Annotated in this window: 22 protein-coding genes; 10 read left to right on the top strand and 12 right to left on the bottom strand. The window is 60.5% G+C overall.

Annotation, left to right across the window (positions count from 1 at the left end; genetic code table 11):
* Nucleotides 1-90 precede the first annotated feature (90 nt).
* From BM346_RS16185 to BM346_RS16195, 3 genes are all read left to right on the top strand, one after another.
* On the top strand, nucleotides 91-1,161 hold the full coding sequence (locus tag BM346_RS16185; protein WP_092016048.1) for an endonuclease/exonuclease/phosphatase family protein: 1,071 nt from the start codon (nucleotides 91-93) through the stop codon (nucleotides 1,159-1,161).
* 109 nt (nucleotides 1,162-1,270) lie between these two features.
* Nucleotides 1,271-3,472 (top strand): ATP-binding protein, encoded by a 2,202-nt coding sequence (locus BM346_RS16190; RefSeq protein ID WP_092015632.1) that lies wholly within the window; start codon nucleotides 1,271-1,273, stop codon nucleotides 3,470-3,472.
* Nucleotides 3,465-4,370, top strand: coding sequence for a diguanylate cyclase (locus BM346_RS16195; RefSeq protein WP_167812582.1), 906 nt, complete (start codon nucleotides 3,465-3,467; stop codon nucleotides 4,368-4,370). Before BM346_RS16190 ends, BM346_RS16195 begins: the two co-directional genes overlap by 8 nt.
* Nucleotides 4,371-4,629: 259 nt before the next feature.
* Here BM346_RS16195 and BM346_RS16200 read toward each other — a convergent pair whose 3' ends face one another.
* From BM346_RS16200 to BM346_RS16215, 4 genes are all read right to left on the bottom strand, one after another.
* Nucleotides 4,630-5,571 carry an EamA family transporter gene (locus BM346_RS16200; RefSeq protein WP_092015638.1) on the bottom strand — a complete coding sequence of 314 codons (942 nt, stop codon included), beginning with the start codon at nucleotides 5,569-5,571 and terminating at the stop codon, nucleotides 4,630-4,632.
* A gap of 64 nt (nucleotides 5,572-5,635) precedes the next feature.
* Nucleotides 5,636-6,430 carry an inositol monophosphatase family protein gene (locus tag BM346_RS16205; RefSeq protein WP_227662787.1) on the bottom strand — a complete coding sequence of 265 codons (795 nt, stop codon included), beginning with the start codon at nucleotides 6,428-6,430 and terminating at the stop codon, nucleotides 5,636-5,638.
* Nucleotides 6,431-6,488: 58 nt separating this feature from the next.
* Nucleotides 6,489-7,649, bottom strand: a complete 1,161-nt coding sequence (locus BM346_RS16210) for an HlyD family secretion protein (protein ID WP_227662786.1) — start codon at nucleotides 7,647-7,649, stop codon at nucleotides 6,489-6,491.
* 5 nt (nucleotides 7,650-7,654) lie between these two features.
* On the bottom strand, nucleotides 7,655-9,226 hold the full coding sequence (locus BM346_RS16215; RefSeq protein ID WP_092015644.1) for a DHA2 family efflux MFS transporter permease subunit: 1,572 nt from the start codon (nucleotides 9,224-9,226) through the stop codon (nucleotides 7,655-7,657).
* Between the two features lie 145 nt (nucleotides 9,227-9,371).
* On the opposite strand from BM346_RS16215, the gene BM346_RS16220 reads away from it, so the two are divergent.
* Both BM346_RS16220 and BM346_RS16225 read left to right on the top strand, forming a co-directional pair.
* Nucleotides 9,372-10,304, top strand: coding sequence for a LysR family transcriptional regulator (locus BM346_RS16220; protein WP_092016052.1), 933 nt, complete (start codon nucleotides 9,372-9,374; stop codon nucleotides 10,302-10,304).
* A 165-nt stretch (nucleotides 10,305-10,469) separates the two neighbouring features.
* Nucleotides 10,470-10,748: a hypothetical protein gene (locus BM346_RS16225; RefSeq protein WP_092015647.1), complete on the top strand. Its 279-nt coding sequence runs from the start codon at nucleotides 10,470-10,472 to the stop codon at nucleotides 10,746-10,748.
* 91 nt (nucleotides 10,749-10,839) lie between these two features.
* Here the strand turns inward: BM346_RS16225 and BM346_RS16230 are convergent, their stop codons facing one another.
* The 3 genes from BM346_RS16230 to BM346_RS16240 all read right to left on the bottom strand — a co-directional run bounded on the left by BM346_RS16230 (nucleotide 10,840) and on the right by BM346_RS16240 (nucleotide 14,377).
* Complete coding sequence (locus BM346_RS16230) at nucleotides 10,840-12,135, bottom strand: pyridoxal phosphate-dependent aminotransferase (RefSeq protein WP_092015650.1); 1,296 nt, start codon at nucleotides 12,133-12,135, stop codon at nucleotides 10,840-10,842.
* A gap of 107 nt (nucleotides 12,136-12,242) precedes the next feature.
* Nucleotides 12,243-13,931, bottom strand: coding sequence for an acetolactate synthase large subunit (locus tag BM346_RS16235; protein WP_227662785.1), 1,689 nt, complete (start codon nucleotides 13,929-13,931; stop codon nucleotides 12,243-12,245).
* A gap of 125 nt (nucleotides 13,932-14,056) precedes the next feature.
* The gene (locus BM346_RS16240; RefSeq protein ID WP_092015653.1) at nucleotides 14,057-14,377 is read right to left on the bottom strand and encodes a DUF3301 domain-containing protein; all 321 of its coding nucleotides are present in this window, start codon (nucleotides 14,375-14,377) and stop codon (nucleotides 14,057-14,059) included.
* 176 nt (nucleotides 14,378-14,553) lie between these two features.
* On the opposite strand from BM346_RS16240, the gene BM346_RS16245 reads away from it, so the two are divergent.
* Entirely contained in the window at nucleotides 14,554-15,057 is a 504-nt protein-coding gene (locus BM346_RS16245; protein ID WP_092015656.1) for a DnaJ domain-containing protein, read from the top strand.
* A gap of 6 nt (nucleotides 15,058-15,063) precedes the next feature.
* Here the strand turns inward: BM346_RS16245 and BM346_RS16250 are convergent, their stop codons facing one another.
* Nucleotides 15,064-15,960 carry a sensor domain-containing diguanylate cyclase gene (locus tag BM346_RS16250; RefSeq protein ID WP_167812581.1) on the bottom strand — a complete coding sequence of 299 codons (897 nt, stop codon included), beginning with the start codon at nucleotides 15,958-15,960 and terminating at the stop codon, nucleotides 15,064-15,066.
* A gap of 197 nt (nucleotides 15,961-16,157) precedes the next feature.
* Here BM346_RS16250 and BM346_RS16255 point away from each other — a divergent pair, with 197 nt between their 5' ends.
* The gene (locus BM346_RS16255; RefSeq protein WP_092015662.1) at nucleotides 16,158-17,288 is read left to right on the top strand and encodes a glutathione S-transferase family protein; all 1,131 of its coding nucleotides are present in this window, start codon (nucleotides 16,158-16,160) and stop codon (nucleotides 17,286-17,288) included.
* A gap of 3 nt (nucleotides 17,289-17,291) precedes the next feature.
* Here the strand turns inward: BM346_RS16255 and BM346_RS16260 are convergent, their stop codons facing one another.
* Both BM346_RS16260 and BM346_RS16265 read right to left on the bottom strand, forming a co-directional pair.
* Nucleotides 17,292-18,302 (bottom strand): adenosine deaminase, encoded by a 1,011-nt coding sequence (locus tag BM346_RS16260; RefSeq protein ID WP_092015664.1) that lies wholly within the window; start codon nucleotides 18,300-18,302, stop codon nucleotides 17,292-17,294.
* A gap of 27 nt (nucleotides 18,303-18,329) precedes the next feature.
* A complete protein-coding gene (locus tag BM346_RS16265; protein ID WP_227662784.1) occupies nucleotides 18,330-19,103 on the bottom strand; it encodes a hypothetical protein in 774 nt (257 codons plus the stop codon).
* A gap of 350 nt (nucleotides 19,104-19,453) precedes the next feature.
* Between BM346_RS16265 and BM346_RS16270 the strand changes: the two genes are divergently transcribed.
* Nucleotides 19,454-20,530: a 3-deoxy-7-phosphoheptulonate synthase gene (locus tag BM346_RS16270; RefSeq protein ID WP_092015667.1), complete on the top strand. Its 1,077-nt coding sequence runs from the start codon at nucleotides 19,454-19,456 to the stop codon at nucleotides 20,528-20,530.
* Nucleotides 20,531-20,546: 16 nt separating this feature from the next.
* On the opposite strand, the gene BM346_RS16275 is transcribed toward BM346_RS16270, so the two are convergent.
* Nucleotides 20,547-21,197, bottom strand: coding sequence for a LysE family translocator (locus BM346_RS16275; RefSeq protein WP_092015669.1), 651 nt, complete (start codon nucleotides 21,195-21,197; stop codon nucleotides 20,547-20,549).
* Between the two features lie 173 nt (nucleotides 21,198-21,370).
* Here BM346_RS16275 and BM346_RS16280 point away from each other — a divergent pair, with 173 nt between their 5' ends.
* Entirely contained in the window at nucleotides 21,371-22,813 is a 1,443-nt protein-coding gene (locus tag BM346_RS16280; RefSeq protein WP_092015671.1) for a dihydrolipoyl dehydrogenase, read from the top strand.
* Between the two features lie 58 nt (nucleotides 22,814-22,871).
* Here BM346_RS16280 and BM346_RS16285 read toward each other — a convergent pair whose 3' ends face one another.
* Nucleotides 22,872-23,147 (bottom strand): DUF2061 domain-containing protein, encoded by a 276-nt coding sequence (locus tag BM346_RS16285; protein ID WP_174805133.1) that lies wholly within the window; start codon nucleotides 23,145-23,147, stop codon nucleotides 22,872-22,874.
* Between the two features lie 256 nt (nucleotides 23,148-23,403).
* Between BM346_RS16285 and BM346_RS16290 the strand changes: the two genes are divergently transcribed.
* Entirely contained in the window at nucleotides 23,404-23,877 is a 474-nt protein-coding gene (locus BM346_RS16290) for a Dps family protein (RefSeq protein WP_092015673.1), read from the top strand.
* Nucleotides 23,878-23,957 lie beyond the last annotated feature (80 nt).

Below are 23,957 nucleotides of genomic sequence, written 5' to 3' on the forward strand. Positions count from 1 at the left end.
CACCGCCCGAGTAAGTGCGGCGCGGTCTCTGCCGGGCGTACAGTTGGATCCGGGCCTGGGATGCCGGGCCTTCAGGAAAGGGAAGACAGCGTGTTCGATATCCTACTGACAGTCATCGCGGCTGCCCTGGTCGCCGTCACCATCCTGGCAAGACTGCCTCTGTTTGAGTGGTGGGCACGGGCATGCGATTTTCCGCGGGTTCAGTTTGCTGTCGCAGCGGCACTGGTGCTTGGGCTGAGCGCATTCACCAGCCAGCCCTGGCAAGTTTCGATACAGATTATGGGGCTGGCTGTCCTGCTCTGGCAAGGCTGGCGTATCCTGCCCTATACCCCTGTTTGGCCCAGGCAGGTGCAGACGGCCCAGACTGGCAACGAAGATTACTGCTTTACCGTTCTGGTGGCCAACGTGCTCACCTCAAACCGTAATGCCAGTGGACTGCTGGAGCAGATTGAACGCTGGCAGCCGGATCTGGTTCTGACTCTAGAGAGTGACCAGTGGTGGCAGGATCAGCTGGATCCGGCCCTTGCTGCCGAGTGGCCCCATGCCGTGCGAATTCCTCAGGATAACCTCTACGGCATGCATCTTTATTCCCGCCTGCCCCTGGTCGATACCGAAGTGAAATGGCTGGTGCAGGACGACATCCCGTCAATCCATACGTGGCTGCGTTTGCGAAGCGGTGACACGGTCAGGCTTTATGCGCTCCATCCGCGGCCGCCGGCGCCCGGTGAGAGTGAGGAATCGCTCTGGCGGGATGCCGAACTCCTGTTGGTTGGCAAACGTATCACCAAGCGGCAGGACCCCTGCATCGTTATGGGTGACCTGAATGATGTTGCCTGGTCCCGCACCACCCGCCTGTTCTGCCGGGTCAGCGGCATGCTGGACCCCAGACGGGGGCGCGGTATGTTCAGCAGTTTTCACGCGGATTACTGGTTCCTCAGGTGGCCCCTGGACCACCTCTTCAGCAGTGAACATTTCACCTTAAAGCACATGTATAGGCTGAAACCTTTCGGATCTGATCATTTTCCAATTCTGGTGAAGTTCTGTTACCGGCCCAGCCGGTCTGGCGAACATGAGAATCCGGAGGCTGACGCAGAAGACCAGGAGCAGGCGCGGGAAACCATCGGAGAGGGCCGCGCCAGGAAACAGAAGGAAGATCGCTAGGTACCAATGAGTATTGAAGGTAAGGAGGGTTGCAGGCAGGCTGTCTGAATGAAGCGTCAGACCGTGAAGTTCCGGCTTTCGAAGAGACAGTGAGTTAGGGGGCGGAAGTATGAGATCCGATGCGCGAATTGCGGAAATGCAACGTCGTATTCAGCGCTGGCTGGGTTCGGGGCCGGGAGGGCAGGAGAAACAGGCCGATGGTACCGTCGAGGGGCTGGACGCCGACCTTCAGGAGCTGGAATCGAAAATGCGGGCGTTGTTTCCCGGCCGTGAATCCACCAAGGATGTGTTTGAGGCCCTCAGGGACCAGTCAATGTTCCGGACGGTGCTGGAATCCGTGGTTGAGGGGGTGGTGGTGGCCGACATGGACGGCCAGCCTCTTGTTTTCAATCCCGCGGCCCAGAAACTTCTTGGCAGGGCGCCTGGAGAGGGAGACTCCGATAACTGGAGCGCGGAGTACGGTTTTTTCTATCTTGATGGTCAGACGCCTTGTCCCACCGAACGGCTACCGCTCAGCAGGGCGATCCAGGGAGAGCCCGTGGACGGGGAGGAGTTGATTGTCCGTACGCCTGGGCGGGACGCGGACGTTTATATACACGCAACCGCCAGGCCGCTTTTCGATGCCGAAGGTGATCAGATGGGCGGTGTCGTGGTGTTCCATGACGTCACTGAGTCCTGGATCGTCGAACAGGAACAGCAACGTGCCCGCAAGGCGGCGGAGGTCGCCTCCCAGGCAAAGAGTGAATTTTTGGCCAACATGAGCCATGAAATCCGCACGCCGCTGACCGCCGTGCTTGGTTTTGCGGACCTGCTTATGGATGGGCAGCTGGGCGAGAGTGAAAGGCTCAATTACATCCAGGCGGTCAGGCGAAACGGCGAACATCTGCTTGCGCTTATTAACGACGTTCTGGATATATCGAAGATCCAGGCCAGCAAGATGCATGTTGAAAGCCTCAGCTGTTCCCTCCACCAACTGGTGCACGAAACCGCTTCCATCATGCAGGTCCGGGCCCACGAGAAGGGCCTTCTATTCGAAGTTGAATACGAAACACCCATTCCGGTGCACATCCGCAGTGACGCCATGCGAGTGCGCCAGGTGCTCCTCAATCTTCTCAGTAACGCCATCAAGTTCACCCGTCAGGGGCGGGTCAAGCTTACTGCCCGCTGCGTCGGCCAGGGTACCGAAGAGTCCCGGGTCGAACTGGCAGTCAGTGACACAGGTATCGGCCTGAGTGACGAGGATCTTGAGCAGCTGTTCCAGCCGTTCCAGCAGGCGAGCCGTTCCACCACTAGAGAGTACGGTGGTACTGGCCTCGGCCTGGCCATCTCCCGGTCGCTTGCAGAGGCACTTGGTGGTGAGATTCGGGCAGACAGCAGACCAGGCGAGGGCAGTACCTTTACCTTTGTACTCTTTCACCCGATTGATGAAACCACAGAGATGGTTTCCGAGCACGGCCTGGCTTCCGAAGAGCTTCAGCTGGAAGCGCCGGCCATGCCTGAGCACATGCTGGCCGGGCGAGTGCTTCTGGCGGAGGATGGGTTGGACAATCAGCTGCTGATTTCAACCATCCTGCAACGCCAGGGCCTGGAAGTGGAGATTGCCGAGAACGGCGAAATCGCCGTGAACGAGGGAATGAGGGCTTTGGAAAGTAGTGTGCCCTATGACCTGATTTTGATGGACATGCAGATGCCGAAGCTGGATGGCTACGGGGCTACCGCCAAGCTGCGCAGCAGGGGTTACACGGGGCCCATCGTCGCCCTGACCGCCCATGCAATGACCGGCGAGAGAGAACGATGTATCCGGGCCGGCTGTGATGACTATCTTACCAAGCCGATAGCTCGCACGGTGCTGATCGCAGCAGTGGCTTCACATCTGAGCCGGGTCCGGGGGGGGCTTTCAGAGCCAACTGTGAGCGGTCCGGAACTGACAGACTCACCGCTGCCGGACGGGCCGGGAACCGGAGACCATCCTCAGCCTGTTGGAGAGGCCCTTTATAGTAGTTATGCCGATGACCCGGACATGGATGAACTTATCTCGGGCTTTGTCGAGCGTCTTCCCCAACAAGTGGCGGACCTACGCCTGGCTGCGGACGAACGGGAGCTTGAGAAACTCAAGCGCTTGGCTCATCAGCTAAAAGGCGCCGCCGGCGGTTATGGTTTCATGCCAGTGAGCGAGCAGGCGGCTGCCGTAGAGACGTTCGCGCGGGAAGATCGCCTTACAGACGAAACGAAAGAGGCGGTGGCCCGCCTTGAGAGCATCTGTGAACGCGTACGCCATGGACCAACAGCTGAGGGCAGGAGCCGTGAGTGATTTGGTGCACCAGTCGGTTCTGATTGTTGACGACTCGCTGGACATCCATCAGTTGGTGGGCGCCCGTCTGCGGTCCGAGCGGGTGAATCTCCTCCATGCCTACGACGCCGCCGAGGGATTCCAGCTTGCACGGGCTGAACAGCCCGACCTGATTCTCCTGGATCTGGACATGCCAAACACCGATGGCATGACACTCTGTCGCCAGTTAAAAGCCGAATACGATCTTTCCCTCATCCCAGTGATATTCTTGACCGGAACCATCGACGTGCAGACCAAGGTTCAGGCCTTTGAGCTGGGGGCGGTGGACTACGTCACCAAACCATTTGACGCCATCGAACTGAAGGCGAGGGTGAGGTCCGCCCTGCGGACCAAGCGCTATCACGATCTTCTCACCACGAAGGCTCAGATTGATGCCATGACGGGCCTCTGGAACCGTGGCTATTTCAATGATCGACTGACTGTCGAAATGTCAGTACTTGAGCGCAAGGGGCGTCCTGTGGCCGTAGCCATGGTGGACATCGATCACTTCAAGCCGATCAACGACACCTACGGACATCCCTTTGGTGACACGGTCATCCAGCGCATCGCGGTTGTGCTCAGCAGTGTGTCCAGGGACAGCGATGTGGTTTGCCGTTACGGAGGGGAAGAGTTTGCCATCATCCTGCGGGACACGCCGTCAGCGGGAGCAATGACTGTTGCAAAGCGCATTCGTGAAGCGGTGGAAGCCTTGATATTGACCTTCGGGCGAACACCCGTGCCAGTGACCGTGAGCATCGGCGTCGCGGGCAGCGACGAGATTGAGGATTCCGCAGGAGTAACCAGCGAAACCCTTCTGGAGGCGGCCGACCGGGCACTTTATCGTGCAAAGGGGGCAGGCCGTAACCGGGTCGAGGGTTAGGGCCCCGGAGCAGTCGGGCCCCGGTCGAGGCTGTCTGCTTCACCCAATCCGGTATTTTGCAATTACCTTTTTCAACTCCGTGGCCATAGAGTCGATCTGGCGAATACCTCCCCCTTATCGGTTTCTGCGGCGTTATCCTCGGACAGGTCGTTGATTCACATCACATTAACGAGCATATCGCCGTTCAGGGGCGGCGATGTCAGTGCCTGCCCAGGCATCCTCCCGTGGCTGACGACTCGCCTGGTGGCGGGGTCTGCTTTCAGGCGCCTCCGGCGGAGGCTCGACGGCCACTGGAATAAACGCTCAACGCGGTCACTGTGACCAGGATCAGGCCCATACCAACGATCTGTAGACCACCCAGGCCCTCATGCAGGACCACGACGCCGAAAAGCGAAGCGGTAACCGGCTCCACCATTGCCACAACAGAGGCCACCGCGGGTGCTGTATGGTTCAGGCCGACGATGTAGAAAATGAAGGACAGCCCGGCGCCAAGCACTCCCAGCACCGCGAACAGGGGCCATGCCGGTGTACTCAGAACCGAGAAGGTCTGCTGCGGATCGCCGAGCCAGACAAGGATGCAGACGAAGACCGCGAACGCCACCGCGAGAATCGCCTGGGGGCTGCCGTGAGGCGCGGCGTACTTGAAGCCGAAAATGAACAGGGCGTAGGACAACCCGGCAAGCAGGCCGGCGCCAATGCCGATTGGCGTGACGGCGCTGGTGCCAATGTCGTACACGCGGGTCAGCAACACGATCCCGACCATCACCATGAAAATTGCTGCCCACTTGAGGGGGGAGGCACTTTCGAGTCTGAGAGCGAACGACACGAGATAGACGAAGACCGGTGCGCAGTACATCAGGGTAGCGGCAACCGCGACACTGCCCTCGGCAATGCTCAGGAAATAGAAAGAGAAGTTGCCGGCCACGCCAATACCGGCAACAGCTGACCAGAACCATAACCGGCGATTTGCCAGGCCGCTGTTCCGCCACCTCAAGCCCAGCCAGAGCAGTACAAAGAGCAGTCCGATCGCGCCCCGGTATAATGCCACCACAAAGGGATCCCAGCCGTCGGCAATGAGAACCGCGCCGATGCCGCCCGCCAATCCCCAGCACAGTGCTGCCAGGACAACCAACGCCGTACTTATCCCCGCCTTCTCCGGTGATGGAATAAACTTCACCACGGGTGAGGAGTGCCAGATCATTCCGTAAATCCCCTGAAGTCGGTTCCAGTCGAGGGACAGGTCACGGGCTGCCTGATGCCAACAGTCAGGCCCCGGCCAGCAAGCCCCGAATCTTCTCGTAGATTTCGGGAGCGGCTATCAGGTTGTCCTTTCCCCATAAATCCTCCGGGTACCCTTCCGGCACCGCACTGAAGTGTCCGGCCTTCGCCCCTGCTTCCCGGGCTATCAACTTGGCGGCGGCGAAATCCCAGGGACTGACGGTCTCGTAGTAGGCATCGAGACGACCACAGGCCACCCAGCAGATATCCAGGGCAGCGGAACCGATACGGCGCAGGTCGCGACAGTGGTGGATCATCACCTCCAGTCGACGGAGCAGGGGGGCCAGGTCGTCCTTGGTGTAGGGAAACCCGGTGGCGAACAGGGACTGGCGCAGATCGGTGGCGCCGCTGTGTTTTATAGGGCGGCCGTTGAGAGTGGCTCCATATCCCTTTTCAGCCCGGAAGGTTTCTCCGGAGAAGGGCGCATGCACAATGCCCACCCTGACCCGACCTTTTTCCGCCCAGGCGATGGAGACCGCCACCTGGGGGTGGCCGTAGGCGTAGTTCACGGTGCCATCAATGGGATCGACGACCCAGAGGGGGGTGTCCGCCTCTTCTGCCTGGGACAGGTCCGGCATGGACTCTTCGGACAGAATCCGATGCTCCGGGTAGGCCTTGCGGATGGCCTTGGTGATAAACTCATCGGCCATGATGTCGGCGTGGGTGACCAGTTCGGTCTGCTGCTTGTAGTCCGTGCGCAGGGTGTTCTGTTCCCGCTCCCGTCGAATAAGTTCGCCGGCCTCCCGGGCGATGTGTTCGGCAAAATCGGCAATCTCGGACACGGTGGCCTCCCTGAAGTTTGGTGATATGGGATCACCTTTACAGGAAGTCGTGGCTGAATCAATCGTCCTGCGTCGTGTTGATGGCGATCACCACCATCATGCCCGGGCTCAGGAGGGTGAGGTCGCCTTCATCAATGCTGATGCGAACCGGAATCCGCTGGGTAATCTTGGTGAAGTTGCCCGAAGGGTTGCTGCTGGGGATAAGCGCAAACTGGCTGGTGGCTGCTCGCCCGATCACCATCACCCTCCCTTTGAAGGTCCGGTCCGGATAGGCGTCGACGCCTATTGCCACCGGCTGCCCGGGCGCCAGCTTGCGTATCGCTGTTTCCTTCACTTTGGCTTCGACCCACAGGTTGGCCGGATCATGCATCATCAGGATGGGCTGCCCGGCGGCGAGGTACTCCCCTGGCTCGACGAAGGTTCGAGTCACTATTCCGGAGGAGGGGCTCCGAATGGTCATGTCCTCCAGAACGGCCTGCTGTTGCTTCAGTTCGGTCCGTGCCTCCCGTAAGTTCTGGCGGGTAATGCTCATCCTCGCCCGCAACAGGTCCGGTGTAGGCAGCGTCATGGGAGCCCCGGAGAGCAGCCCTTGGTAGGCATTGGCCAGTTCAGTCCGGCGCAGGTCAATTTGTTGGCGCGCCTGCTCTTCCCTCGCGCGGGCGGATAGCAGATTGTAGTAGTCCCGGTCCCTTTGCTGGGCCGACAGGGTGCCGCTCCTGAACAGGCGTTCGGAGCGCTGCCAGCTCTGTTCGGCGTCCTCCCGTTCCGCCTCCGCCACCTTGAGGGCAGCCTGGTCGGTTTCGAGTTGGCGGCGGGCATTGGCAATCCCCCCCGTCAGCTGTTTTTCGGCCAACTGGATCTGGCGTCCCTCGAATTCCAGCTGGGCCTCACTCCGTGCGACCCGGGCGTGGTGGCTGGCCAGTTCCAATGCCTCCGGTCGGCTGTAAAGCAGGGCGATCGGTTGCCCTGGTGTCAGCTCGTCGCCTTCCCTGATTTCAAGTGTCTGTACCTGCCCCGGCAGCCGGCTGGATACTGTAACAAGGTCGGTGGTGATGGTGGCATTGTCTTCCACCACGTGGGTCTGGCGGTACCAGAACCATTGGCCGAGCCAGACCGCCCCCGCAATCAACAGTGCCAGGATCACCAGGACGCGGGTCGCCTGGCCTGCCCGGAGCGGCATTCGCTGGCGCGGCTTGTGGGCAGCGCTTTTATCAGTCATCGGTGTTATCCAGGGTCAGGTTGATGGGTAGAGTTCGGTCTGGCCCGCCGGCTCAACAGCCAGGAGGGCAGGATCACGAAGGTCAGGGCCAGCAGTATGACCCAGAATCCATCCTGGTAGGCCCGGATGGAAGCCCAGAACATTTCTGTCTCACTCAGCTTCTGAAGCGCTGCACCCTGTTGCCAGGCGGTGGGGACGCCCACCTGATCCAGTGCCCCCCGCCACTGCTCGAGACCTGCGATGGCTGCGTCATTGCCAGGGTGGATCCCTTCGCTGAGGTGGTCGCCATGCCAGCTGATCCGGCGGTCTATCAGCAGAACAAGCGCTGCGGTACCGAATGCGCCGCCCATTTGTAACACAAAATTGATGACCCCCGAGCCGTAGCCCATCAGGGGTGCGGGCAGCGAACCGATGGCCCGGGAGAACGTGGGCGGTGGAAACGAGGCCATTCCGGCACTCATCAGCGTCAGCGCGAGGGCAAGATAAAAGAAGGAGGTATAGGCGTCCGCCTGGGCAAACAGGAAGACGGCAAAAATGGCAAAGCCCAGTCCTGGAAGGGTCATGTAATGGGGTGGGTAGCGATCACTCATCTTGCCGATAACCGGAACCAGCACGGCGAGGATGAGAGTGGAAGGCAGGAACAGCATGCCTGCCGTCACTGGTCTGTAGTGGAGGATGGACTGGGAAAACAGTGGCAGCAGGTACATTATCGCGTAGAAGGAACCGCCAAACAGGAAAATGGACAGGCAACCCAGGAGAAACGCCCGGTGCCGGAATATGCTCAGGTCCAGCAGCGGCCGGTTGACATGGTTTTCCCACCAGATGAAGCCCGCCCCGAGAGCGAGGGAAAGTGCAATCAGGCCATGAACTCCGCCGCTGTCCCATCCCCAGCGCTGGCCATTGGAAACCGCTGTCAGCAGAGCGAAGATACAGGCGAAGAGGCTGGTTGCGCCTATCCAGTCGAACCGCGGTCGGGGACCGCTGTCTACCCGGTCAGGAAGGAAGAGGTAGCCCATGGCCATGGCGATCAGGCAGGCAGGAGGCGTAATGAAGAACACATAACGCCAGGTAAAGGTTTCAACCAGCCAGCCCCCGACGACGGTGGCGAGGGTCAGGGGGAGACCAAGGCTCATGCCATAGATTGCGGTGGCCATCCCCCGCTCATTGGCGGGAAAAACGGAAAACATGGCTTCCATAGCCAGGGGCCGGATCAGGCCGGTCATGGCCCCCTGCACAACCCTCGCCGTAACAATGGCGGCCATGCTGGTGGCAAAGCCGCCAACGAAGGAGGCGACGATGAAGGTGACCAGCAACCCGATAAAAGTGAACCGCTGGCCGAATGCCTCCACCAACCAGGGTGAGATCAGCAGGGCCACGGTGGTAGCCGCCAGGAAGCCGGTGGAAATCCACTGCACCTCCACGTCACTGAGGCCGAGGGAGCCCTTGATATAGGGTGTGGCCACATTGACGATGGTAATGGACATGCCCAGCGCCACCAGGCCGGTCAGCATGGTAAGGGTCACGAGCCATTTGTATTTTGGCCCATAGCGCTCAAACATCAGCTCCACTTGCGACATGGCATTTCCGGTTTTTTATCGTGTGGCGTTGGTGGAGTGGCGACTGCCCACGGGACAGCCTAATATGGGCCGACCGCAACGCCTTCGTCGGTTCCGACGATTTAGCAAGCTGACTAATTATGGTCCGGAAAGGGAAGAGGTGGTATTGAAAAATCAGGAACTGACACTGCTGTATATTTTCGACGCCATCATGACAGAGGGTTCCATCACCCGGGCGGCTGAGCGCCTGTCGATGACACAGCCCGCGGTGTCCAACGCGGTGTCACGCATGCGTCATGCCTGGAGCGATCCGGTCTTCGTGAAGAAGGGGCGCCGTATTGAACCGACTTCTTTTGCTCTGAGTCTCTGGGATCAGGTACGCGGCCCGATGCATGAACTGTCCCGGGCCACCAGCACTTCCGCCTTTGACCCGGCGACATCGCGGCGAAAATTCCGTATCGCCCTGTCCGACCTGATTCTTGATCTTCTGTGGCCCCCGCTGGTCAGCAAACTTGAGAGGGATGCTCCAGGTGTGGACCTGCATGCGGTTCCCTACACGGTGGAGGGTGCGCATCTGCAGTTAAGGGAGGCACATGTGGATCTGGCGATAGGGATGCTGTCCGAGCACGATCATAGTCTTCGCAGCACCTGGCTGCTGGATAGTGGCTACGTCCTCGCCATGCGCGAGGATCATCCCCTGGCTGGCCGTCCGGTAACCCTCGAACAGTTTCTGGACGCCCGGCACCTGCTGATTTCGCTGTCCGGCGACAGCCACGGTCCAGTGGATGCGGCTCTGGACGGGATGGGGCTGAGTCGCCGGGTTGCCGTAACCGTCAACCACTTCCCCGCGATACCCGCCTTGCTTAAGGGTTCGGACATGATTACCGCCGTGCCCGACGGCATGGTCCAGGAGGCCAGGTTCCGGGAAGGGCTGGCATTGACGCGGTTGCCCTTCCACGTCGACCCCATCAGCGTATACCTGATCTGGCATGCCCGCCATGACCGTGATCCGGGCCTGATCTGGATGCGATCCCTGGTGGGATTCCTGATCCGCGAGCGATGGCAGGATCTGATCGCTGAAATGGGTGACCCCCTTTAACAGCCTTATGGCAAGCTGGATTCATCACCTCAGATGATGTCAGGAATACGGTTTGACAATTTTTCCCTGTCCATCAACTCCCGAATAATAGCCCTATCGAGATCGCCAGCCACGAAGGGCGGGTGATCCCAGAGGTTCCATTTTACGGACATTCGGGAGTTTACTATGTTTAGAATCAATGCAGACCTGAAGAAAGTCGTCGCCGGCTTCGCTATCGCAACCGTTGGCCTGGCGGCTGCGGCCAATGCCGGCGCCCAGCAGTACATTGCCGAGGAAATGCTGGACCAGCAGCGCAACAGGATGGAGCAGCAGGCGGCAAAGTCAGAGAATGAAAAGAAAGAGGACAAGGCCGAGAGGAAAGAGGGCGACAGGAAGAAGGACCAGTCCAGGCAGGTCCGCACCAGCCCGGCCTATTTCGGCATTGAGGCTGATACCATCATCTGATGGCAGGCGGCAGCGCAAAGAAAAACCGGACCGACCGCTGATTCAGCGAGCCGCTCCGGTTTTTTTTATTGCTTGCCGGTCTCCGAAAAGCTCAGAGCCCTTTCAGCCAGGCTTCCAGCCGGTCCATGGCGGTGACCAGTTTCGGACTGGCCTGGTGGACAAACTCGTCTCCCAGCTCCGCGTCGGCGAAAGCCCCTGAGGCCAGTTGAAGCGCTGCGCTGCCATCGAAATCCACAAACGCCAGGCGGGCACTCATCTGGTCGGGCACGAAACCGAAATCGCTTCCTGGCAGGATGGCGATGCCGGTGTCTTCCAGCAGGGCCGTGCAAAAGGCCGCGCTGGTCTTGATGTCATGCCTCGCCAGGTCGTCCCGGTAGCCGGAGAAATCCGGAAACAGGTAGAAGGCGCCCTCGGGCTTGCGGACGTCCACATTCATGTCCGTCAGCCGGCGATGGGTATACTCACCGATCACCTTCAATACCCGCCGCGAATGGTGCAGGTACTCATCAATATCCTCCCCCCCGGTAAAGGCGGCGATGCCGGCGTGCTGGATGGGCGCGCTGGTGGAGGTGAAGGTCTCGCTGGCGATAATGGCCATGGCGTCCTGCAGCGGGCGCAGCTCGGGGGGGAAGATAAAACAGCCCAGGCGCCAGCCGCCCGCCCCCAGCCACTTGCTCATGCCGGTACTGATGATGGTTCCTTCCGGATAATACCGGGCGATGGACTTATGCCTGCCATCAAACTGGACTTCTCCGTAGATCTCGTCCGACAGCAGGATAATCCGGTACTTGCGGGCGACATTGGCGATGGCCAGCAGCTGATCCTCGGAATAGGTACAGCCCGTGGGGTTGGACGGGTAGTTGAGGATCAGAATGCGGGGACGGCCCGGGTCGTCCCGGCAAATAATGTCCAGTTCATCGGCGGTCAGCTGCCAGTTGTTCTCCGCGTGGGTCGGCAGCCAGTAAACCGAGCGGCCGATGATCCGTGCCTGGGGAGCGTATGACACCCAGCTGGGCCGTGGGATAAGCAGGTCCCCATAATAGGCCAGCTGGAGAATGAACAGCAGTTCCTTGGAGCCGGGGCCGATAAGAACGTCTTCCCAGCTGCAGCGCATGCGCTCGGACCGGTTGATGTAGCCCGCAATCGCTTCCCTCAGACCCTTGAGCCCCTTGACCGGCAGGTAGTCCTTTTCGTGGGAATGGTCCCGGAGTGCCTGCACCACCCGCTCGGGCACCGGAAATGGCGACTGCCCCAGGCCCAGCTTGATGATATCGCGTCCCTCCGCCCGCAGCTGGTTGCTCAGCTCATTGATACGGAGAGTTGCTGAGGGCTGAATGCCCCGAACGTTCAGGTTGATCGCATAACGGTGGTCGTTCTGGATATCCATGATCCTGTCTTTTCGCGTGAGGGGTGGCTTTCAGGCGCAGTATAGGCAAGTCAGCCCCTGGAGCGGGATAAAAGCCGGTAGGGGATTGCCGAAAGTCCGGGCATTTCCTAACAGTTGGCCTTCAGGTCCCGGGTCAGCTCCGACAGCTCCCGGTTGAAGACCCGGTCATTCTCGCTGTAGTCCACCGGCACGTTCACCAGGTGCACGCCTCCCTCTTTCATGGCTTTCTTCAGGGTTGGCTGAAGCTCCGCGGCTTCGGGTATGTGGTGGCCCGTGGCGCCATAAGCCTGGGCGTAGGTCACGAAGTCCGGATTGCCGTAGTCGAGACCGAAACTGGGGAACCCCTCCTGAGCCTGTTTCCACTTGATCATGCCATAGGCATTGTCGTTGATGATCAGGATCACCAGATTCAGCTTCAGGCGGACAGCGGTTTCCAGTTCCTGGCTGTTCATCATGAAACCGCCATCGCCACAGATCGCCATGACATTCAGGTGGGGGTACAGCATGGCAGCCATCATCGCGCTGGGCAGGCCGGCGCCCATGGATGCCAGGGCGTTGTCCAGGAGTACGGTGTTGTTGTCGTAGGCCTTGTAGTTGCGGGCGAACCACAGCTTGTACATGCCGTTGTCCAGGGCGATGATGCCGTCGTCCGGCATGATCCGGCGCACATCCCGGACAATGCGCTGGGGTATGACCGGGAAGCGGCTGTCCTCGCAGCTGTCCTCCAGGTGTGCTTCAAGGGCCTCCTTTACCCGCAGGAACTCGGCGAAGTCGTGATCGGTGCAATGGCCACAGTGATTGGCCAGCCATTCGATACTGTTGGCGATATCGCCCACCACCTCATGCTGGGGGAAATAGACCGGGTCCACGTCGGCGCCACTGAAATTGACATGAATCACCTGCTTGCCCCCCGGTTCCATGAAGAAGGGGGGCTTCTCCACCACGTCGTGACCCACATTGATCACCAGGTCGGCATGATCGATCGCACAATGGAGAAAGTCGCCCGCTGAAAGTGCCGCGCAGCCAAGGTAGCGGGAATGGCGCTCGTCCACCACGCCCTTGCCCATCTGGGTGGTGAAAAAGGGAATGTCGGTGGAATTCACCAGGTGGATGAGGGCCTGGGAGACGCGCTTGCGGTTGGCGCCGGCGCCGATCATGATCAGCGGGTGCTTTGCTTCCCGGATCATGTCGGCGGCCATTTCCAGACTCTTGATGCTGGCAGTGGGACGACGGGCATCTCCGGGACTGAATATATGGGTGTCCGGCGCCGACAATTCGGCGGCGATGTCCTCCGGCAGCTCAAGGTGAACCGCGCCAGGGCGCTCCTCCGCCGCCAGCCGGAAGGCTTCCCGGAGTTTCGCGGGAATGGTGTTGGCGTTGGTGATCTGCCTGGTGTACTTGGTGAGTGGGCGCATCAGGTCCACCACATCCAGGATCTGGAACAGCCCCTGCTTGGAAGACTTGATGGGCTTCTGTCCGGAGATCATCATCATCGGCATGGCACCGAGCTGCGCGTAAGCGGCGGCGGTAACAAGATTGGTGGCCCCGGGACCCAGGGTGGACAGGCAGACGCCCACCCGGCCGGTCAGCCGGCCATAGGTGGCGGCCATGAAGCCCGCAGCCTGTTCGTGGCGATTGACAACCAGCTCGATGGACGATTCCCGCAGTGCCTCCAGCAGGTCGAGATTTTCCTCCCCGGGAACCGCAAAAATGTAGCGTACCCCCTCGTTTTCGAGGGCCTTCACAAACAGTTCCGCCCCGGTCTGGGCGCCCGCGTTTTCCATCTCTTCGCTCATACACCGCTCTCTCATCGAGTGTGTCAGGGACGATCAAGATCAGTCTGGCCCGGAGGAACATAAATGCAAACCCGGTTCCCGCTCAGGACCCGCAGTAGTATACGTCGCCGGACCAGGAGCCGGTTTCACGCCTCGGGCAGGCGGTGAGGGTCAAGCTCGATGTGTTCAACCCTGGGGCCCAGCATGATGACCCGTCCGAGATAGCGTTCCTCGCCAGTGGTGGTGAAGTCGAACAGGAACCGGCGCCACACCCGCAGCCGGCCCTGGCGGTCCCGCTTGAACCAGAGGCCTCGCAGGTAGACGGCATCGTCAAGGAGCAGCACGTCCATGCGGCGGCAATAGTCCTTCGTAGTGGCGAGAACCTGGTCCTTGATGGCCTTGGCCCGCCACCAGTACCAGACGGCAAAACAGGCAACGAACAGCCAGGTGAGGGTTGAAAGGGTCACGATCGTGTTCCGTGTTTATTAGGGCCTGTTCAAGGCTACACAGAAACTTCCAGGAATACGAGCCAGGCCGCCGGAGCCCATTGGCGCCATCCCCGGTGGTGTTTTTGAAGGCTCTGTCATTCCACCGCAGACCGGGCAGTGTAGAATCGGGGCATACTCTACCGGAGACATTGTCCATGCACTGGATTCTCGGGCTGGGCCTGGCGGCCCTCCTGTTCATTGTCCTCAAGCGCTGGGGTGCGCTCGACCCCACCCAGAAAAAGGCAGCCACCTGGAAGCTGGCGCTCGCAGTGGCCGGGGTATTGCTGTTGCTCATGGTGCTCACCGGGCGGGTACACGTGCTGGTCGCCGCCGTTGCCGCCCTGGTCCCGTTGCTGCGCAGGTTGCCATCTCTGCTCCAGTTCATGCCCCATATTCGTCGCCTCTTCGGAAAAGAAGACACCGGCCCGGAACAGGGGCGGGAAAACCGGTCGTCAACGGCGTCTTCAGGGCAGATGAGCGAGCGCGAGGCCTGTGAGGTGCTGAACGTGAAGCCAGGATGCAGCCGGGACGAAATTGTGGCCGCCCATCGCCGGCTGATGCAGAAGTTACATCCGGACCGCGGTGGCAACGATTACCTCGCCGCCAAGGTGAATGAGGCCAAGACCGTGCTGTTGGGAAAGCGGGGAAGCCGCGGATGAGCCGGTTCAGGCGATGTCCATGTCTGTCTCGGAGCAGATCTGGTTGCGGCCCCGGTTTTTTGCCCGGTAGAGGGCACGGTCGGCCCGTCTGATGATTTCCCCGATGGAGTCGTCGCCAGGCCACAGTTGCGCAATGCCTACCGACACGGTCGCGTGTATCAGGGTGTCGCCGCTGTAGAAAGCCTCTGTGGCGATAGTGTGTCTGACGCGTTCGGCGATGCCGGCGGCATCGTCGAGGTCCGTGCCGGGGAGGATCAATGCAAACTCCTCGCCCCCAACGCGATAGGCCCGGTCCCCCGAGCGCAGCTGCTCAAGAATCCGCCGACTGGCCTCCCGCAGCACGATATCCCCCGTCGGATGGCCGTGGTTATCATTGATGGATTTGAAGTGATCGAAGTCGTATGTGACCAGGGCGCAGCCGATGCCGGTGCGGCGGAGCGTCCCCAGCTGATGGGAAAGGTCGAGATTGAACTGCTTCCGGTTGAGCAGTGTGGTGAGTTCGTCGGTCACGGATTCCTGCCGCAGCTTCTGCTCGCGGGCCTTCTGCTGGGAGATATCCCGTATGATGGCAACGGCCACCGGCATACCGCCCATCTCCACCCGGTTGAGCATGATATCCACCGGAAACAGGGAGCCATCCCGTCTGCGGCCATTGAGGCTCAGCCCGCTTCCCATCGGTCGCATTGTCGGGCTGCTGAAATAATCCTCGACATGGTGATTGTGACGCTCGCGAACGTCGTCCGGCAGCAGCGTTTCAAGGCTCAGGTTGATAAGCCCTTCCGGAGGATACTGAAATACCTCGCACGCCCGGGCGTTGGCCGAGACAACCCGTTTCTCCCGGGTAACCACAACCACGGCATCCGGTATGACATCGAGAAACCGTGTCAGCTCAGCAAGGGACATGCCCTGTGGCTTTCCCAACGGGTTGGAAACCGGGGTCGGCGATGGTGGTTGGCTGGACTGCATCGGTGGTCTGACAGACTCGGTCAAAGACGAAAGAACGCTTAAATGGTTATTATGACGCTTTCGGGGCAGGTTTGCTGCGCCTGAACTGTAAAACATTGCCAGTTTTCGTGGCACGACAACAGGGAGAAAAATCGATGGCAGAAGCGGAATCCATTCAACGGCTCTATGGTGTGCCTCATTCGCTCTATACCGGCGTGGCACGCTGCTACCTGAGGACGCAGGGCATACCCTATGAGGAGCTGCCCACTGCTCATCCGGATTTCCAGGAACGGATTCTGCCGGTCACCCGGCGCAGTATCATTCCGGTGCTGGAGACCCCCGAGGGAGACGTCATTCAGGACAGTCTAGACATCATCGATCATTTCGAGGCCCGGGGCGTACCATATTCCGCTTATCCCGATAGTGCGCTTCAGCGTGTGCTGGCCATCATTATCCAGTACTACGGCAGCCAGTCGATGCTCAAGCATGCCATGCACTATCGCTGGACCTACCGCACCCAGCAGGAAGAGTTCCTGCGGGATGCCTTCGCCGCCGGTGCCGGCGAAGAGCTGGCAGACAGGATCATGTCGCGAATGAACTCCTACCTGCCGCGGCTGGGGGTCACCGAACACACCGTTGCGGAAATCGAGGCGTCCTACTTCCAGTTGCTGGATACCCTGAACGTCCATTTCAGAAAACATCCGTATCTGTTCGGGGGGCGGCCATCGGTCGGCGACTATGGGCTGATCGGTCCTCTGTTCGCTCACCTCGGGCGTGACCCTGTGCCCTGCGACATTATGAAGGTGAGGGCACCACGGGTGTATCGCTGGGTCGAGCGAATGACCGCGCCGGGGCTGGATACGCCTGAATTCCAGGGTTACGGCAGCGAGTTCCTGCCGGGCGACGAGATTCCGGAGACCCTGGTGCCCCTGCTGGAACAGATCGCTGATGAAATCTTCCCGGAGCTGACCGACAAGTTCGTGTTCCTGGACGATCTGATCGAGACTCATCGGCCAGAGGATGGCCAGCCGGTTTCCGACAAGCCCCACCAGCGATATGTCGGACTGGTGGACACCCAGTTCCGGGGGATGCCGATGCAATCCGGGGTGGAGCCCTATCTGGTTTACATCCTCAGGCGGGCGGATCAGGTCCTGGCCTCAGTCTCTCAAACAGAGCAGCAGGCGGTAAGGGCATTCCTGGAAACCTACCGTCTGGCCGATGCTTTACCCGGTAATCGGGGGTATAGCGTCGATCGCCGGAACCAGATCGAAGTCTGGGAGCGGTAACCGTCAGGCGCTGCCAGGTCCGGTGGCGCCATCCAGCAGAGCCAACAGGGCGCGGCGACGATCTTCGGTCATGAAGGCCTCTTCCAGGGCGTTGCGGGCCAGTTGCCGGAACGTCTCCTCGTCCCAGCCGAAGGCCTGCTGGCAGGCGAGAAAGTTGGTCAGCACGCCACCGCCGAAATAGGCGGGGTCGTCCGAATTCAGGGTAAGCTTGAGCCCTGCCTCCAGCAATGCCGGCAGCGGGTGCCTGGCAAGCTCGTCGACCACCTTCAGGCGAACGTTGGATAAGGGACACACTGTCAGCGGAATCTGGTCATCCCGAAGGCGCTGCACCAGTGCGGGGTCCTCCAGGCAGCGCACACCGTGATCAATGCGAATCACCCCAAGAAGGTCCAGGGCATCGCGGATGTAGTCCGGCGGCCCTTCCTCGCCGGCATGGGCCACACCAGGAATGCCCGCTGCCCGGGCGCGGCGGAACACTTCGGCGAAGGGGGCGGGCGGAAAGCCGGCCTCCGCACTGTCCAGGCCTACGGCGCTCAGGTGCCGATGCCAGGGACCGGCCAGTTCGAATACGTCCAGGGCGCTTGCCGCGGGCTGGTCCCTCAGAAAGCTCATGATCATGGCCGTCGAAAGATCCAGTTCCTGCCGCGCCTCCTCCATGGCCGCCAGCAGTCCCTCCATCTGGGCCCGCATGCCAACTCCCCGGCTCAGATGGGCCTGCGGGTCGAACGAAAGGTCGACATGGACCACGCCCTCGCTGGCGGCCCGCTGGAAGTAGTCCATTGCCAGGTCGTGGAAATCGTCTGCGGTCTGCAGAACCGCCATGCCCTGATAGTAGAGGTCGAGGAAGGATTGCAGGTCGGCGAAATCATAGGCCTCGCGCACATCCTCCACTGAGTCATAGCGCAACCCCACGCCGTTCCGCTCGGCCAGTTTGAACATGAGCTCCGGTTCCATGGAGCCTTCGATGTGCAGGTGCAATTCGGCCTTGGGCAGCGCCCTCAGAAAATCGTACATGTCAGTGCCTCTTCCGGGATGCGCGGATTAAAGTACTTCCACTTTCACTTCGAATTGCTGGTTGCCCTGCCGGCTGTCCCCCACCCGGTAGGTGATACCGGACTGCTGCCCCTGCTGGCTGCTTTCGGAACCGCCCACCTCCACCCATTCGCCCGGCGCGACCCTGCGCTGAGTGACCACCGCCTCGGTCTCATAGCCCGGCATGCCGGCGTCGGGGGTATTGTCGAAGGCGGTGATGCTCAGCTCGATCTGCTGGTCGGAAATGTGCTGGGGAGTCACGATGAAGCCGCTGCGTATGTCCACCTGCTCGAAAATGGCGGCGGGATGGCTGCCGCCGCGAATAGCCACTGGCAGGGGGCGGACCTGGCCGGAACTGATGTGGGCTGACTGACCGTCCTGCACCACAATGTGCTGTTGGCGATCGCGCTGGGTGGTTACCGTGCGGCTCTCACCCTGGATCCGGACGACATCGCCATGGCCACTGACGCCACCGCCCTGACGTTTACCCATGGCCTGGGCTCCGCTGCGCACGGTAATACGTAACTGCACCGGCGCCACGTCCATGGTGTTGATCAGATCGCCCACTTCGTCCAGCAGCCTGGGCTCCGCCCTGATCACCAGCTGGCTGCCGCGGGCGGTCAGTGCCAGTTCATCCGCCGGGTACAGGTCCCGCAGCTGGTGGGCCACTTCCTGGGCTGGCCGGTTGTGCAGGGTATAGGTGCGGGTTTCCGAAGCGGCAAGGGCCAGTACTGGCAGCACAGCGAGGATCAGAAACAGGGCACGAAAACGTGCAAAGCGCATGGAAGTCTCCCTCATCATGAAAAACCTGGGTGTTACCGGTTGCAAACCGGGAAAGCCGGAGAGTATATTGAAAAGCATGAATACGACTAACGCACCCTGTCAATTGAATGTTTTGACACGCTCCGCAAACGCGGCGGCGGGTGCAGCGGTGTTTTTCTGGTGGTTTTTTGGTTATGGCTTTTATTTTAGCCAGAGCCGAGGCCGCCTGTAACACACGCAACACAGAATCAGGAAAAGGCAGCCCGGCACCGAACCCAGGCTGCCACCGGACCCCGAAAAGCCCCGACTGGTAGCCTCCCAGCCGGGGCTTTTTCGTCTCAGCCAGGCAAACAAACGAGAAGGACTCAACAATGAACATGCCGCTGGATGTCCGGACCACAAACGAGGCCCAGACCGTGGATAACAACAAGCAGGACCCTTTGGCGCCAGCGTCGTCCGCGATGCTCCTGGCGACACCTTCGGCACTACGCCGCGACATCCCCAGGCCGGACTACCTGGGCCAGCAGATCGACACCCACCGCCAGGCCATCCGCCGGATCCTCGACGGCCAGGATGAGCGTCTTCTGGTGGTGGTGGGTCCCTGCTCGATCCATGATGAAGTGGCCGCCCTGGAGTATGGCGAAAAGCTCGCCGCCCTGGCGGACGAAGTCAGCGACCGGATGCTGATCGTGATGCGGGCCTACCTGGAAAAGCCCCGCACCACAGTGGGCTGGAAAGGTCTGCTGTACGATCCGGAGCGCACCGGCGACGGCAACCTGGCGGAGGGGCTGATCCGCTCCCGACGGTTGCTGGTCAACCTCGCTCACCTGGGACTGCCACTGGCCACCGAGGCCCTGAGCCCCATGGCCATGGATTACCTGGACGACCTCATCAGCTGGACCGCCATCGGCGCCCGCACCACGGAGTCCCAGATTCACCGGGAACTGGTCAGCGGTCTACCCATGCCCACCGGTTTCAAGAATGGCACCGACGGGTCCTTCGCGGTCGCCGTCAACGCCATGAAATCTGCCGCCCACAGCCACCATCGCATCGGCTTCACCCAGGATGGCCAGCCCGCCATGATCACCACGGCCGGCAACCCCCACACCCATCTGGTTCTCCGGGGTGGCCGGGGCATCACCAATTACGATGCCGACAGTGTTCAGGCGGCGGTTGACGCCCTGTCGACGGCGGGCGTGAACACCTCGGTCATGGTGGACTGCAGCCATGACAATGCCTGCAAGCAGCCGGAGCGCCAGCCGGATATTGCCCGGGAAGTGATCCGCCAGCGCCGGGCGGGCAACCACAGCATCAAGGGGCTGATGATCGAGAGCTTCCTGGCGCAGGGGCGTCAGGACGACGGCGAAGAGCTTGTCTATGGTCAGTCCATTACCGACCCCTGCCTGGGCTGGGAGGACACCGAAGCCCTGTTGCGGTCCCTGGCATAGGTTGCGGCGAAATCTTTCACTGTGGCGGGCCGCTGTTCCCGGTCAGATCGGAGAACAGCAGTTGCCCCGCCAGAAGCAGCAACACCCCGCCCATGAGCCGGTCCAGCCAGTAGCCAAAGCGGTTGAACAGCTGGCGTATCCGGGGCAATGTAAAGAACACCGCCACCCCCGCGAACCACAATCCGGTGGCTATCGCCATGTACAGGCCGTAGCCGGCCTGAATCCAGACTGGCGTTCCGGGGCTGATCACCACGGAAAAGAGAGACACGAAAAACAGGGTCGCCTTCGGATTCAGGGTATTGGTCAGAAAGCCGAGCCTAAAGGCTGCTATCCCGCCCTGGACACGCTTTTCCCCCATCTCGACATGAACCCCGCCCGGCTTCGATCTGAGGCACAGGATGCCGATCCAGGTCAGATAGAGTGCACCGATGACCTTGAGGATCGTAAACAACGTGAGTGACTGCTGAATCAGCAGGCCGATGCCGAGCAGCGAATAGCTGACATGAACCAGTATGCCAAGGCCGATGCCAAGCGCAGTGAGCAGGGCATTACGCCGAGTCTGGCACAGGGCCTGGCGAAGCATGATGGCGAAGTCCGGCCCCGGGCTGGCCACGGCAAGCAGGTGGACGACGGCCACCAGCGCAAACTCGGCCCAGTAACTGGTCATGGAGGATTCCTGTGTTGAGGTGGCTGAAGAGGGCAGGATAGTGATTCCGGGACCGGTTCGCCAGAGCAGGGAACATGTCATGACGAGCGCCACAATTGCGGCTAAGGTTAGGGGAGTTCGGTAAACGTTCCGGCACGAAATGCTCCTATTCCAGTCCGACAGGAGGAAGATTTGTGGAGAAACGTCAAGTAGAGGTCGCCATCCTGGGTGCCGGCACTGCCGGTATGAGCGCCTATCGCGTCGCCCGAAAGCACACCGACAGCGTGGTCATGATTGAAGGCGGGCCATACGGCACCACCTGCGCGCGGGTGGGCTGCATGCCAAGCAAGCTGCTGATTGCCGCCTCGGAGGCGGCTCATGACGCCAGGCGCGCCGGCCTGTTCGGGATTCGTCCCGGCAATGTGAAGGTGGATGGCAGGGCCGTCATGGAACGGGTAAGGCAGGAACGCGACCGGTTCGTCGATTTCGTGCTGGACGCCGTTGATGACTTCCCGGAAGAGCACAAGATCCGTGGCTACGCCCGCTTCCTGTCGCCCCATGTGCTGCAGGTGGACGACAGCCATGAGATCGAAGCGGAGCGGGTGGTGATCGCCACCGGCTCCCGTCCCAATGTGCCGGATTTCCTGAAGTCGGCAGAGGATCGTCTGGTGGTCAATGACGATATCTTCGAATGGGAGGATCTGCCTTCGTCGGTGGCCGTGTTCGGTCCGGGGGTGATCGGGCTGGAGCTGGGGCAGGCCCTCAGCCGTCTTGGTGTCCGAGTCCGCATGTTCGGCGTCGGCGGTGGTGTGGGACCGATCCAGGATGAGGAAATTCGCGAATGCGCCCTGGAGGCGTTCAACCAGGAATTTCCTCTGGATCCGGATGCCGATACCAAGAAGGTCGAGCGCACAGGTGACGGAGTCGCCATCACCTTCGTGGACGGCGAACGGGGAGAAGTGACGGAAACCTTCGATTACCTGCTTGCTGCCACGGGGCGCCGTCCGAACGTTGACGGACTGGACATCCAGAACGCCAATCTGGAACTGGATGACCGCGGAATGCCCTACTACGAACACTACACTCTGCGATGCGGCGACAGTCACGTGTTCATCGCGGGTGACGCAACAGCCGACCTGCCGTTGCTGCATGAGGCGGCTGATGAGGGCAGGATTGCCGGTGAAAATGCGGCCTTCTACCCGAAGGTCAGGGTGGGCCTGCGCCGGACTCCGCTGGCGGTGGTGTTTACCGACCCCCAGATTGCCACCGTGGGCAAGACCATTCAGCAGGTGGACGAAGACTGTCGGGGCCGGTTTGCCGTAGGTTTCGTCTCTTTTCAGGGGCAGGGCAGAAGCCGGGTGATTGGCAAGAACCGGGGTCTGCTTAGGGTATATGGCGAGCACGGATCAGGGTTGTTCATGGGCGCGGAGATGTTCGGACCCGCGGCGGAGCATATTGGCCACCTGCTGGCCTGGGCCGCCCAGAGCCGGATGACCGTGACTGACATGCTTGACATGCCCTATTACCATCCGGTCATCGAGGAAGGGCTGCGGACCGCACTGCGGGACCTGAACCACAAACTGAGCCTCGGTCCCGAAGTGGTGGAGAACTGTCTCGACTGTGGTCCGGGTGGCTGATGCCACCCGCCGCCCGGCTGGGTGGGGCGTCCGGCTGTTGCAGCCGGACGCCCTCGTGTCAGGCTACGGTGACGCCGCGGTGGCTGTGCGGGGCTGTTGTCTCCCGTTGACGCCGGTTTTTCCTGGCCCACAGTTTTTCATGGAAGAAATAGGCGACAGTGTTAATAGCGGGCTCCACCATGGCAATCAGGCTTCCGATGAGGATATCACCGGTCAGCAGATAGGCCACCGTAAACGCCACGATGAAATGAGTTATGGCGAAGGTGAGGGTCTTCATCAGCGAGTCGTCCACCCCGCCACTGTGGTTATGAACAAACACCTTTAGCGCACTCATTTGCCAACTCCCTATCAGTGATTACTACAGACTCAGATTAGAGGCGAATGAGAACCACTGTTAAGTTAATTGTTTCTTGGTTGCTGATAGCTCCGAATTATCAACGGAGCTGAGATTCGGTGTTGATAACGAGCTCCGGCGCCACATTGAGTGGCCCTATGGAGGGCATTGGATAAGTTCGTTTCATCCCCATATTGGATACGGTTATAGTTAGTGCAGTTTTCAGATCAATCTGAGGATTTAAGGAGCAAGTCTTATGACCACGAACTTTATCGGCCTCGACACCGCCAAAACCGAGAAGCTGGCCAGCGCCCTCAATGAGCTGCTGTCCAACTACCAGATTTTCTACATGAATGTGCGCGGCTACCACTGGAACATCAAGGGCGATAATTTTTTCGAGCTGCACGCCAAGTTCGAGGAGCTTTACGACGACCTGCTGCTCAAGATTGATGAGATCGCCGAGCGCGTGCTGACCCTGGGCCATCGTCCGGCACACGCCTACAGCACCTACATCGAGAAGTCCGACGTGCCGGAGCGCAAGGATGTGTCCGATGGCAAGGAGGCGGTGAACAACATCGTTGAAAGCTTCGCCAAACTGATTTCCAAACAGCGTGACCTGCTGGCTCTGGCGGGAGAAGCGGATGACGAGGGCACCGTTTCACTGATGAGTGACTACATCTCCCAGCAGGAAAAGACCGTCTGGATGTACCGCAGCTACCTCGGTCTTTAAGCTCTCCCCAGGATCCCTTCGTTGGCGGCCCCCGGGCCGCCTTTTTTATCGGTTGCCCTTTGCCAAACTCTTTGTGTCCC

The organism is Marinobacter daqiaonensis, from assembly GCF_900115285.1.
In the GTDB taxonomy this organism is placed as follows: domain Bacteria; phylum Pseudomonadota; class Gammaproteobacteria; order Pseudomonadales; family Oleiphilaceae; genus Marinobacter; species Marinobacter daqiaonensis.

Coding starts and splice junctions, on each gene's coding strand:
- BM346_RS16260 (WP_092015664.1), bottom strand. CDS start 18,302: ATGTACGATTTTCTGAGGGCGCTGCCCAAGGCCGAATTGCACCTGCAC.
- BM346_RS16290 (WP_092015673.1), top strand. CDS start 23,404: ATGACCACGAACTTTATCGGCCTCGACACCGCCAAAACCGAGAAGCTG.
- BM346_RS16210 (WP_227662786.1), bottom strand. CDS start 7,649: ATGACTGATAAAAGCGCTGCCCACAAGCCGCGCCAGCGAATGCCGCTC.
- BM346_RS16230 (WP_092015650.1), bottom strand. CDS start 12,135: ATGGATATCCAGAACGACCACCGTTATGCGATCAACCTGAACGTTCGG.
- BM346_RS16245 (WP_092015656.1), top strand. CDS start 14,554: ATGCACTGGATTCTCGGGCTGGGCCTGGCGGCCCTCCTGTTCATTGTC.
- BM346_RS16190 (WP_092015632.1), top strand. CDS start 1,271: ATGAGATCCGATGCGCGAATTGCGGAAATGCAACGTCGTATTCAGCGC.
- BM346_RS16225 (WP_092015647.1), top strand. CDS start 10,470: ATGTTTAGAATCAATGCAGACCTGAAGAAAGTCGTCGCCGGCTTCGCT.
- BM346_RS16235 (WP_227662785.1), bottom strand. CDS start 13,931: ATGAGCGAAGAGATGGAAAACGCGGGCGCCCAGACCGGGGCGGAACTG.
- BM346_RS16255 (WP_092015662.1), top strand. CDS start 16,158: ATGGCAGAAGCGGAATCCATTCAACGGCTCTATGGTGTGCCTCATTCG.
- BM346_RS16265 (WP_227662784.1), bottom strand. CDS start 19,103: ATGCGCTTTGCACGTTTTCGTGCCCTGTTTCTGATCCTCGCTGTGCTG.
- BM346_RS16200 (WP_092015638.1), bottom strand. CDS start 5,571: ATGATCTGGCACTCCTCACCCGTGGTGAAGTTTATTCCATCACCGGAG.
- BM346_RS16285 (WP_174805133.1), bottom strand. CDS start 23,147: ATGAGTGCGCTAAAGGTGTTTGTTCATAACCACAGTGGCGGGGTGGAC.
- BM346_RS16270 (WP_092015667.1), top strand. CDS start 19,454: ATGAACATGCCGCTGGATGTCCGGACCACAAACGAGGCCCAGACCGTG.
- BM346_RS16215 (WP_092015644.1), bottom strand. CDS start 9,226: ATGTCGCAAGTGGAGCTGATGTTTGAGCGCTATGGGCCAAAATACAAA.
- BM346_RS16275 (WP_092015669.1), bottom strand. CDS start 21,197: ATGACCAGTTACTGGGCCGAGTTTGCGCTGGTGGCCGTCGTCCACCTG.
- BM346_RS16250 (WP_167812581.1), bottom strand. CDS start 15,960: ATGTCCCTTGCTGAGCTGACACGGTTTCTCGATGTCATACCGGATGCC.